8 protein-coding genes are annotated in these 12,304 nt (G+C 42.8%); 6 read left to right on the top strand and 2 right to left on the bottom strand.

Going from position 1 to position 12,304, the window contains the following annotated elements; all coding sequences use genetic code 11:
- Positions 1–28: 28 nt before the first annotated feature.
- Positions 29–667 carry a phosphoadenosine phosphosulfate reductase family protein gene (locus JMW39_RS10680; RefSeq protein ID WP_201546448.1) on the top strand — a complete coding sequence of 213 codons (639 nt, stop codon included), beginning with the start codon at positions 29–31 and terminating at the stop codon, positions 665–667.
- Positions 668–766: 99 nt separating this feature from the next.
- Here JMW39_RS10680 and JMW39_RS10675 read toward each other — a convergent pair whose 3' ends face one another.
- Positions 767–1,507 carry an SDR family NAD(P)-dependent oxidoreductase gene (locus JMW39_RS10675; RefSeq protein ID WP_201546447.1) on the bottom strand — a complete coding sequence of 247 codons (741 nt, stop codon included), beginning with the start codon at positions 1,505–1,507 and terminating at the stop codon, positions 767–769.
- Between the two features lie 348 nt (positions 1,508–1,855).
- Here JMW39_RS10675 and JMW39_RS10670 point away from each other — a divergent pair, with 348 nt between their 5' ends.
- Positions 1,856–2,806 (top strand): acyltransferase, encoded by a 951-nt coding sequence (locus JMW39_RS10670; protein ID WP_201546446.1) that lies wholly within the window; start codon positions 1,856–1,858, stop codon positions 2,804–2,806.
- Between the two features lie 285 nt (positions 2,807–3,091).
- Positions 3,092–4,708: a siroheme synthase CysG gene (cysG, locus tag JMW39_RS10665; RefSeq protein ID WP_201546445.1), complete on the top strand. Its 1,617-nt coding sequence runs from the start codon at positions 3,092–3,094 to the stop codon at positions 4,706–4,708.
- A gap of 77 nt (positions 4,709–4,785) precedes the next feature.
- Here cysG and JMW39_RS10660 read toward each other — a convergent pair whose 3' ends face one another.
- A complete protein-coding gene (locus tag JMW39_RS10660; RefSeq protein ID WP_201546444.1) occupies positions 4,786–5,415 on the bottom strand; it encodes a DUF4377 domain-containing protein in 630 nt (209 codons plus the stop codon).
- A 169-nt stretch (positions 5,416–5,584) separates the two neighbouring features.
- Between JMW39_RS10660 and JMW39_RS10655 the strand changes: the two genes are divergently transcribed.
- From JMW39_RS10655 to JMW39_RS10645, 3 genes are all read left to right on the top strand, one after another.
- Complete coding sequence (locus tag JMW39_RS10655) at positions 5,585–7,114, top strand: exonuclease SbcCD subunit D C-terminal domain-containing protein (RefSeq protein WP_201546443.1); 1,530 nt, start codon at positions 5,585–5,587, stop codon at positions 7,112–7,114.
- A 94-nt stretch (positions 7,115–7,208) separates the two neighbouring features.
- Positions 7,209–11,180: an AAA family ATPase gene (locus JMW39_RS10650; RefSeq protein ID WP_201546442.1), complete on the top strand. Its 3,972-nt coding sequence runs from the start codon at positions 7,209–7,211 to the stop codon at positions 11,178–11,180.
- A 30-nt stretch (positions 11,181–11,210) separates the two neighbouring features.
- On the top strand, positions 11,211–12,278 hold the full coding sequence (locus JMW39_RS10645; RefSeq protein WP_201546441.1) for a WG repeat-containing protein: 1,068 nt from the start codon (positions 11,211–11,213) through the stop codon (positions 12,276–12,278).
- Positions 12,279–12,304 lie beyond the last annotated feature (26 nt).

Raw genomic sequence — 12,304 nt, 5'->3', positions numbered from 1 at the left:
ATTATTAACCACCATTAAGGAATATATTATGAGCCAATTACACCCAAATCTAGATATCAACCAAGCCAACCAAGACTTGCAAGGTAAATCCCCAGAGCAAATCGTTGAATGGGCATTAAACCAAGCCAAAAACCCAATCATTACCACTAACTTCCGCCCTTACGAATCAGCGATTTTGCACTTAGTTGCTAAACAGCGTCCTGATATCACCGTGTTGTGGGTAGACTCAGGCTATAACACCGATGCAACGTATCAATTTGCCAATAAAGTTATTCGCGATTTAAACTTAAACGTCATCACCTATATCCCTAAGCAAACGGCAGCGTATCGTGACGCGACCATGAACGGTATTCCAGGCATTGATAATCCTCAGCATGATGAATTCACTGACCAAGTAAAGCTAGAGCCATTTCGCCGTGCGCTAGATGAGCTGAAGCCAGATGTGTGGTTTAATGCCATTCGTAAGGATCAAACGGAGTTCCGCCAAGGACTTGATGTGCTTAGCCTATCAAAAGACGGCGTGTTAAAAGTGGCGCCATTGTTTGAAAAAACAGACGCTGATTTGGATGTTTATCTTGAAGAACATAATCTACCAAACGAGTTTGATTACTTCGATCCAACTAAAGTAGAAGAAAGCCGTGAGTGTGGTTTGCATACGCAGTTATAATATTTTTAATTTAATAAACACCTATTTTTGAACGTAAAAAGCTCTTTTAAAAATAAAAGGGCTTTTTCGATTTAGATAGCTTATAGCTTTTTTAGAGCGTTATTTACGACCAAGCACCCAACCACCATCCATAAAGACGTTCGAGCCATGCATATAGTTCGAATCATCAGACGCTAAAAATACCGCTAGCGCTGCAATCTCTTCTGGCTTGCCGGCGCGCTGGGCTGGGATACGATTTAAACGCTCATCATCAATACCATCGGTCATAGGGGTCTCGATAAAACCTGGCGATAGAATATTCACTTTGACCCCTTGACTGCCAAAATCAAATGCCAACTGCTTAGTGAAGCCTAACACCGCATGCTTGGAGGTCACATAAGCTGAACCACCCGGACCTGCCATTTGCGTCGCTTGTGAGCCAACATTGATAATCGCCCCACGCCCTTGCTTGATAAAATGTGGAATCACCATTTTTGAGGCGAGATATGGTGCTTTAACATTAATCGCCATCAGTTTGTCATATAAATCTTCTTCTAACTCGACGGCATTATCATAACCATCATGGATGCCAGCACCATTATATAAAATGTCAATTCGACCATAAGTTTCTAAGGATTTATCGACCACCGCTTGAATCTCTGCTTTCTTTGTCACATCAGCAAGCACAAAGATAGCCTCTTGACCCTTATCTGTCATGTCTTTGACGATGCGATTGCCGTCTTCTTGATCGCGACCCGTGACGACTACCTTTGCACCTTCGTCGGCATACGCTTTTGCAGTCGCTTCGCCGAGTCCTGAGGTACCGCCAAATATAATAGCTACTCTGTCTTGTAATTTCATAATATTCATCCTTGTTTTTTATATTATAAATTAAGATTTTTTCTATCTGATTGTATCTGGGTTAGATTAACATAGTCACCTAACACTCAATGTTAGCCTATGTTGGATATTTTTTATAAGCTAATAACTGACACATATCCACCCTTTTAGTTGCATAAATAACGTTTTATCGGATAACATTAAGGTATTCTATGGCTTCAAAGCTGGCGTAACATCACATTAAACATTAAGCCAACCTTTTAAAGCTAAACTATGGACGAAGTTGCCCGTCGTTGCGGCTACTTGTGCTCATTTTTATAATCAAGCTCGATCATGGCTTTGCCACACTCATCAATACGGACATTTGATATGCCTTTAATAAAAAAAATTGATTCATTCTATGAAAAGCTGCATGATAAGCTGCCAGTCGTAGGCAAAGCGGTTTCTTTTCTCACGGGCGTTAGCGTCCTTACTGCTAATAGTGCGTTAGTTGGCCTACCAGTCTGGACTATGGGCGCGGCGAAAGTATTGACTGGGTCAAAACTGACCGATGATGCCTTAATTGCGATTACTAAGTATTGGATTAATACTAATAATGCCGTTATCGACCACGCCCTACCTCATAAAGACTGGCGCATCAACCTGCCCGATGATCTAAGCGAAGATAAGCAGTATCTCTTGGTCAGTAACCATCAGTCGTGGGTTGATACGAGTATTGTGCAATATATCAGCCAAGACACCCTGCCTTTAACGCGGTTTTTCACTAAGTTTAATTTAATTTACATTCCCGTTATCGGTCAAGCATTTTACTTTTTAGACTTCCCTATGATGCGCCGCCACTCTAAAGAAGCGATTGCCAAAAATCCTGCCCTCAAAGGTAAGGATATCGAAGAAGCAAAGCGTGCTTGTGCGTTATTAAAAGAAAAGCCCTTTACCCTATTGAACTATTTAGAAGGCACGCGCTTCACCCAAGAAAAACATGATAAGCAAGGCTCACCTTATCAGCATTTATTAAAACCACGGGCTGGCGGTTTGTCATTAGCCATTAATGCGCTAGGGAATGAGTTAGATTCTATTTTAGATATTACAATCGTCTACCCAGACGGTGCGCCTGACTATGATGATTTATGGAAGGGTAATATTCGCCGTTTGGGCGTCGATGTGACTCGCCTACAGATACCAGACGAATTATTTGCTGCCATCATGGACGGCGGCTATGACCGTGATGAAGCCACTAAAAAAATGATGTTTGATTGGCTAGAGGATATTTGGCAACAAAAAGATGCGCGCATTACTAAGATGCTAAGTGAGTTTGAGTAGAATTTGGCAGTCCGTTAAATGACGTCATTGCCAATATCCAATGCAAGTCATCATGTAGCTATTAACCATCAAATATTATCTATCATCCACAAGCTTAAAAGTTAGCTTGTGGTTTTTTATGCCGCGATTCTGCATTTTTATTCCTCAGCTATTCCACATCCTAGCAAAAATCATCAGTAACATGACAAAAAAGAATATGTTAATGCCAATTCACTAGGTGAGCGTCCGCCTGTGATACCTCATAATGGTGATATATTTTATATTGATTGAATCATTGGTGATGCTATGAACACCTTTCCGCTATTTTTTAAATTAGAAGACCGCAAAGTGCTGATCGTTGGTGGCGGTGATGTCGCGCTACGTAAAGCTGACTTACTCATTCGCGCTGGCGCCGCTATTACTATTCTCGCGCCAAGCATTAGCCATGAGCTACAAACTTTGCTCAGCCACACTAAGTACAAAGCCAAGCACGAACTGATTTATGAAAATTATAATAAAGCTTATATGACGGGCGCGCGCGTTATCATCGCCGCCACCGATGATGAAACGCTGAATCATCAAATTCATGCTGACGCCAGCGAGCTGAATATTCCTGTTAACGTCGTTGATACTCCGCATTTATGCGATTTTATTTTCCCTGCCATCGTTGACCGTAATCCAATTGTGATTGGCATCTCATCCAATGGCAAAGCGCCGGTGCTGGCACGTCTATTACGGGCGCGCTTAGAGACTTTAATCCCGCAAGGTTATGGAAAATTGGCAAAGCTTGCTGGCGAGTTTCGTGGCGAGGTAAAGGCCAAAATCCCAACCTTGACAGGACGTCGCCAGTTTTGGGAACGCGCTTTTGAAGGTGAAGTCAGCCAGCTGATGTTTGCGGGTAATGAAAATGAAGCAGCGGCGCAATTGCAAGCGGATTTAGATCATACAGCCGCAGTGATCGCTAGCAGTGGAAAAAATACACTAGATAATGCATTTTCAGAATCTCAATCTGTAAAAAATGTAATGGGCGAAGTTTATATCGTTGGTGCCGGTCCTGGTGATCCAGAGCTGCTGACCTTTAAAGCGCTGCGTCTCATGCAGCAAGCAGATATCGTCTATTATGATGCGTTGGTATCACCGCAAGTATTAGACCTATGCCGCCGAGATGCCGATAAAGTGTTTGTCGGTAAAAAACGTAGCAACCATGCCGTAGCGCAGCTCGGTATTAATGAGCTGTTGGTAAATAGCGCAAAAGAAGGTCGGCGTGTAGTACGTTTAAAAGGCGGCGACCCCTTTATCTTTGGGCGCGGCGGTGAAGAAATTGAGAGCTTACGTGCGCACGGCGTGCCTTACCAAGTTGTGCCGGGTATCACTGCTGCCAATGCCGCTGCAAGCTATGCTGGTATTCCGCTCACTCACCGTGATCATTCGCAGTCAGTACGTTTTGTGACAGGGTTTTTAAAGGCTGGCGCGCCCAACAGTAACTTTAAGAGCTTCTTAAATACAGACGAAACTGTCGTGTTTTATATGGGTCTACATTCACTGCCGCGTTTGACTGAGGGCTTGACTGAGGCTGGTCGTAGTAGCGACACCCCAATTGCCATCGTCTCTAATGCTAGCATGCCCAATCAGCAAGTATTGACTGGTACGCTTGCCGATATCGTTGAATTGCAAGAAAAAAACCAGCTACCAACACCTGCTCTGCTTATCATGGGTGATGTCGTCAGTTTACATCATGATTTGGCTTGGTATAACCTACAAAATCAGCAAAATAATCAAGACACAGATGGCAACTGGCTACGTGAAGGATCAGCTACTATGAACAAAGATTCAAAACAACCTATAGACCAGCAAGCACATGCGCTATCGATGGTAGCCAATTTAGCGACCGCTGATGATGTGGAACAATTGGTGATTGGCTAAAACACAACCTCAAAAATCCTTTAAAAGTCCTTCTAATTTCTAGCCTTACCAACTTATTGGTAGGGCTTTTTTAAGACTTATGCTTTCGTTCTTTTCTTCTCAATTATCTTTATAAGCTTACTATGAATGGACGATGTATCAGCAGGTGGATTGGCGATTGTTGTATTCTTGATAAGCAAGGTGTACTCGTAATGCGGCTCATAATCAAAACCTTCTATACCACTATATCGATACTCCCAACCTGTTTGGCTATTCGTCTGTCCAGCAAGTTTCGTTAGCAAGCATGATTGCGGCCCAACGCCAATGCAATCTTCTTGATGATCAGCGACGATAATTTTACGTAACACATAAGGCATAGCACGGACCGTAATCTGGCTTTTATTATCTACCCCTGCTAGTAATGTCGATTGCTCTCCCATTACTTCTACAACGTCACCGATAGCCAATTTTTGTATTTGATAGGCATTTTCTTTACCGAAATTAGCTTTACTAATAAAGGCTTTATAAGTGCGCCCATCTTTAGCCATCAAAGTGATTGTTTGCTGCTCTCTATCTTTCGTTATTACCTCCGTCACTTCACCTATAATAGCCTCAGAAGCTTGCACAACATGCGCTTTATTATTAAGACTTACTTTTTCATAACTATTGCAAGCCCCTAAAGAAGCGCTGACAATCAAAGCCAATGTGCATAATCTAATAAATGACATAACATACCCTTATTAATGATGGCTTAGATATTACTAAATATTGGATCTTTTAATATCATCCATTACGTTACCGCTACCAATCTGCTTTGCAAGAAGTTTATAAGCACAGCAAACCACAGTAATTCTTGCTAGAATAATCGCTGTCTTTTATTTACCATTAAGCCTCACTATGTCCGTATCTGCTATTAAACCGCTTACTATTCTTCATACCTCCGATTGGCATTTAGGACGCAGGCTTTATGGGCGCATGCGCTACGAGGAATTTGAAGCGTTTTTGCGCTGGTTACAAGACACTATTAGCGCGCAGCAAGTGGATGTACTGATTGTCGCTGGTGACATCTTTGACACCATGACCCCCAGTAACAGAGCCCAAGCGCTGTATTATGAATTTTTAGGCAAGGTGTCGAAGTCATGCTGTCAACATATCGTCATCGTCGCGGGCAACCATGACTCCCCTACTTTTTTAGATGCACCAAGCAATGTATTAAAGTTTTTAAACGTCCATGTTATCGGTACCGCTTGTGAAGACTTGAATGATGAAGTAATGGTGTTAGACGATACAGACGGCAACCCGCATTGTATTATCGCCGCTGTACCCTACCTGCGTGACCGTGACGTGCGTGGTAGTCAGGCTGGCGAGTCTGCGGATAGCAAAGATGCCAATGTTATCAAAGGCATTCGCGCCCATTACGATGGTGTTGCAGAGATTGCCAGAGCCAAACAAGCTGAACTAGCGAAAACCCATCAACGGCAGATTCCTATCATCGCCACTGGTCATTTATTTGCCGCTGGCAGTAAGACCACGGAAGACGATGGTGTGCGAGATCTATATGTGGGCAATTTAGGTCAAATCTCTGCTGATATGTTCAATAATGGCTTTGACTATGTGGCACTTGGGCATCTGCATGTACCGCAGCGTGTTGGTGGTCGTGAAAATATTCGTTATTCAGGTTCACCTATCGCCATGGGCTTTGGCGAGGCTAAGCAACAAAAACAAGTATTGCTGGTAAAATTTGGTACAGTAGAAAACGGTTTTAAGGATAAAACATCAACCGATTTTACTGAGCATCCTTTACCACCAATCAAGCAAGTGACTAAAAAGGCAGCCACTCAAACGACTGGTTTTATAGATGATTTATTTGGTTTTCCTGATTCAGCAGAAATCATAGCAAAACCAAATGGTGTGGATAAAGAACTTTCTAACCAAACAGCTGCTATACATCACACTCACTCTACTTCCAATGTTACATCTAACTCAACCTCTCTGTTATTGCATCATGATGAGTCACGTCAGATGCAGGTTGTCTCGCTTCCTATTCCTTGTTTTCAAAAATTGGCACAAATAACAGGTGATTTGACCGCTATTGCTGCTGCGATAAAATCATTAAAGCCCTCAGAGTTCATTTGGCTAGAAGTGGTTTATGACGGTGACGAAATCGTCAATGAGCTGCGTGAAGAAGTGAACGTCATGATAGAGGGCTTAAATTGTGAAGTGTTACTAACAAAGAATCCGCGTAACTATAATAAAGTTCTCAATCAACAGCAAGCCTCTGAAAATCTACAAGACTTAAATGAGTTGGATGTGTTTGATAAGTGCCTAGAAATTAATGGTATTGCCGATACGCAAAAATCGTCATTGCGCACGGCTTATCAGCAGATACTCCATAATATTTATCATAATGATAGTCGGGCTGAGTAAAAAAGACTCAGTAAAAATGCTTATTTAGTATCTAATCAGCCTCTCTTTTCTTTTTCTTATTGAAACCATCCATTAAAAATACAAAGACCTATACATGCGCCTAATTGAACTACGACTCAAAAACTTAAATTCCTTAAAGGGCGAATGGCATATCGATTTTGCTGATTCCGCTTTTATCAATGAAGGAATATTTGCCATTACTGGTCAAACAGGCGCTGGCAAGACGACGATTTTGGATGCCATATGTCTTGCGCTATATGGTGAGACACCGCGGATTAATAGCATCAGCAAAAGCAGTAATGAGGTCATGACGCGGCAAACGGCGGAGTGTTTCGCTGAAGTGGTGATTGATTTAAATGGCACCCAATATCGCTGCCGCTGGGGTCAGCGCCGCGCTTATGGTAAAGCGGATGGTAACTTGCAAGATGCTACCCACGAGATAGCTTTGGTGAAGCCCGAAACTGGCAATCTAGACAACGCAGACGTGCCAGCGGGCGATGAAATATTAGAAAGCAAGCTGTCACGCACCAAAGATAAAATCATTGAGCTGACACGGATGGATTTCCAACAGTTCACCCGCTCAATCTTATTGGCTCAAGGGAGTTTTTCCGCGTTTTTAAAAGCCAAAGCCGATGAACGTGCTGACATCTTAGAAAAAATAACTGGCACTGATATCTACGCGACAATATCAACCCATGTCTTTGAAAAAAAACGTCATGAAGAAGAAATATTGAGCAAGTTGCAGTTTGGCTTAGATGGCTTAACGTTGTTAGAAGCAGATGAAGAAGCGCTGATTGGCGAAAAATTAACAGCGCATCAAACCGCACAAACCGAGCAGCAGCAATACTATCAGCATCTTAACGAGCAAATCAATTGGCTCGATGCCGTGACGGAGTTAGAACAAAACGTCGTCAGTTATCAAAAGGATGTTACGTCGGCAAAGCAAGCGCAGGCAGATTTTATTCCTCATGCTAAGCGCCTTATCGCCGCCAATAAAGCGCTGGAGATTGACAGTCAATACAGCCAACTTGTTCATAACCGTGACACTGTCAAGCGCTTACAAGATGAACAGCAGTCGCTAAATCATCAACTGCCGCAGCAAGAAAATCAACTCACGCAAGCCACGAGCGCTCTACAAGCGGCTAAGGCTCGTACGCAGACAGCAAGTAATGAGCTACAAACCACTTTGCCCAAAATTGCACAAGCCCGCAAGCTGGATGCGACTATCGCCCAACACAGGCATGTGTTAGACGACCATCGCCAAAGAAAGCAAGCCATAGCAGCCAATATACAGCGCTTATGTCAAGAGATAGATTATCACAAAGACCAATTGAATCATGATAGCGCCCAGCTGGCGAGTATAGAGGCGTACCTTAGTGAGGCTGACGCTCTGCACGATATCGATACTGATGCGGCAAACTTTGACAGTCATTGCAGCCGTCTAAAGGTGCTGCTACAAGACAATGCCGTTCTAGTAAATGAAAAATATAACCATCATCATAAAACCAGCGACTATCAAGCCAACCTTGGTAAATGTCAGCAGCAGCAAGACACCACTAAATCTTTGATTGCCAAGGCGCGTGAGGAATCAACGGCTTTACAAGAAAAGCAGGCTGGCTTAACCCAAGAGCAGTCATTGGCTGATATACGTGGCGAGCAAGAACAGATTGACCACACTAACAGCCAGATTGAGCAAGTGATCTTTAAAGCACAGCAAATGGCTGCGCTTACGACACAAATTAATAAGATAAACACCACCCTGCCCACTCTCAATGAGACATTGGTCAAACTGGCAACGGCTATTACTGATAACGAATCGGTTCAAAAAGTGTCAAAAGACCGTCGTCAAGATAAGCAAAAGCTGTTGGACTCATGGCAACACGTCGCAAGTTTAGAGCGTTATATTAGCCAATTAAAAGAGGGCGACCCTTGCCCGCTTTGCGGCGCGCTTGAGCATCCTTACGGCGAGCATCACCCTGTGTTAGATAAGGAGCCATCCGAAGTTGCCCAAACGCAGCAGCAGATAAAGGATCTGGATACGACGATAAATGCGATAGAACAAACCTTATCTAAGCAGCGTATTGAGTATGCCACTACTCAAAGTCAGATTGACCAGTGGCAAGAACAAAAAAGCCCACTATATGAGCAGATAAAAACATTGTGCGCAGACAGCGGTCGCTTAATACAGCCACTTTTGCATAAAACCTATTCTGATTCTCACGCCCTCACCACCATCATGAATCCAATTGGGCAGCTTGGCGCAGATATGGATTTGCTAAATAGGCAGATAACGACTGATTCAGCGGATTTTAACCTTATAAAAGATACGCTATTAGCGCTGGGTACGATTAAGGACCAGCTTACCGAGCACAGGTATTCTTTAAAAAACACCCTTGTCCAATATGAAGCACTGAGCGATGAGCTTGCTAAAATCAGCAAAACCATTGAGACGTTGGAACAACAGCAGTACGCGCTTGCTAGTGATATGCACGAGATTAAAACTAATATTAAAATAGGTTTGTTGGCTATAGAAGGTATCGATAAAAAAACTTGCGCGAATTTTATTGAATTAACCACGCTTAAAGGCGCTATATCAGCGATATTAAATAAGTATCTGGCTTATGCATTAGATGCCGTCGCAAAGCCTGCCACCTTACAGCCGCTGATAACGAGTATAGATGAGAAAATTGTATTAAACGAGGCGGACTATGACGCTCATATCCATACACTTCGTCAGCAGCGTAGTAACTTGGTGCAATTAAAACAGCAGTTCAATGCCTATAAGAGTGAGCAACAAACCCTGATGACTGCGCTTGGCAGCGTAACGGTGCAAATCAAAACCAAGCAAGCACAATTAGATAAAGACCAGGCTGAGCTTGATCACCTGACTCAAGCGGTTGCTGATAAAACTGAAATGCTTGAACAGTTAACGGCTGAACGGCGCGAGATTTTTACGGACAACGCACGTAATACCGGTGCTGATCATAGCAATAACATCACTATTAATCCTGATGAAGAAGACACACGATTACGCGCTTTAGTAGAACAGGCAAATACTGAACAGGTCTCGGCACAAAGACAGTTAGACAGTGCTGAGCATGTCCTTCAGCAATTACAGGAGAAACAGCAACAGCTTACCGACCAATTAACCACTGCTACTACTGCCCTCACCATGCAAGAAGATATCTTTAAAGCGGCGCTCGCCAGCTCTGATTTTATTGATGAAGCAGACTTCATGCGCTCGCGCCTACCTACCGCCGAGCGCCATAGCCTAACGGAGCAGCAGCAGCAGATAAGTGATACGCTCAAGCAAGCGCAATCGCTATTGGCTCAAACCATGCAAGCACTTACTAAGAAAAAGTCTGAATCCTTAACCACTGAAGAAAGAGAAACGTTGGTTCAGCAGCAGCATCTGGCGCAAAATGAGCTGCACGGCTTGATTGAGGCGATTGGCGCCATGAGTCAACAGCTCAAAGACAATGAAGAGAAAAAAGGCAATCAACAAGCCCAACGTCAAGCTATTGCTCAGCAAAAAGAGACCCTGCAAGTATGGCGACAACTCAATGAATTGATAGGGTCAAGTAGTGGTAAGAAGTATCGTACTTTTGCACAGGGTTTAACCTTTGATATTATGGTGACACATGCCAATGCCCAACTGCACAAAATGAGCGATCGCTATTTGCTGGCTCGTGATGACAATAATCCACTTGAGCTCAATGTCATTGACAACTATCAAGGTGGCGAGATACGCAGTACCAAAAATCTATCCGGTGGTGAAGGGTTTATTATCAGTTTGGCGCTTGCACTTGGATTATCGCAGATGGCCAGTCACAATATCCGCGTCGATTCATTATTTTTGGACGAAGGCTTTGGCACTCTAGATGAAGAGTCACTTGATATTGCTTTAGATACCTTGACCAGTTTGCAACAAGAAGGCAAGTTGATTGGTGTCATCTCACACGTACAAGCCCTAAAAGAGCGTATTTTAACCCAAATTCAAGTTGATAAGCTGTCAGGAGGCTTTAGTAAAATTACTGGTCCAGGCTGCTATCATATAGCCAGTTAATGCTAAAGAAATTTTGGAGTGGTCAATGTTATGCACATTATGATTCAGCTTACTCATATGAATGCGCGACCGATGATGGTAGGTATCTTCACAATCATCGCTGTTATTTTAAATTTTACCCCTGCTTATGCAACAATTAGCTGCGCCGGTTATTTACCCAGTAGTTATTTTGAGCGTATCGAAAATAATAAGCCTTTTGCTGGCAAGTTAATCGAATTAACAGATGGCACGCAGCAGCTACACGATCTAAATGGCAATATCATCACGGATAATTTGTCTGATGCTTATATAGTGATGGATAGATATGTATTAGCTCAGCAAAATGGTAAATACGGCGTCGTTAATGCGGCTGGCAAGATAATTGTGCCTTTTACATATGATGAGATTCAAACCGAAACGGATATTGCCACCAGCTTTATTGTCAGCGTTAAGTCATCAGATGGTAAGACCAAACAGGGTATTATCAATCGCCATGGCGGCTGGGTTTATCCGTTAGACAATGCTCATATCGAGCATGCGCATTACGATTCTGATTATGACCAAGATTATTTTATAGTGGCTAAAAATAGTGGTCTGACAGGATTGCTTGATGATAGAGGCTACTGGGCTGTAATGCCACAATACGATGCGATTCATCCGTTAAATGCCTGTACAGGCGAGCCATTATACCTACAAGTCAGCTTTAAAAATGAAACGGCGCTTATTGACCAAAACAATGATGTCATCATTCCACTCGCTGCCAACCAACATATCGAATCTTTTAATAACTCTGCCAAGCCGATACTATTTTTACGCAGCACGTTAGTTGCTGGTAGCACCGCTACTGGCATGAGTGAAGATATTCAAGACGATATTATTAGCGCTCAAATTATCGACGCTAATGGTAAGTTAATCCTCGCATCAGACGCACCGATTAGAAAACTGCTATATCATCAGCTCTATACTTATAAGCAAGCGGGTAAGTTTGGGATTATTAACGATAAAAGTGACGTGATACTAAAACCCCAATTTGACAGTTATCGTGATGATGCAGATAAAGTATGGCTTGAAAAGAATGGTAAAATGCGGCGTTTAAATACTTTCGTAAAGGTAGATTAGCGCTTTTATCATTTTTATTGCTTCTA

Source organism: Psychrobacter immobilis (assembly GCF_904846175.1).
GTDB lineage: Bacteria > Pseudomonadota > Gammaproteobacteria > Pseudomonadales > Moraxellaceae > Psychrobacter > Psychrobacter immobilis_E.
Note: the sequence above shows the minus strand (reverse complement) of the source record. Positions and strands in the feature narration are given on the sequence as shown.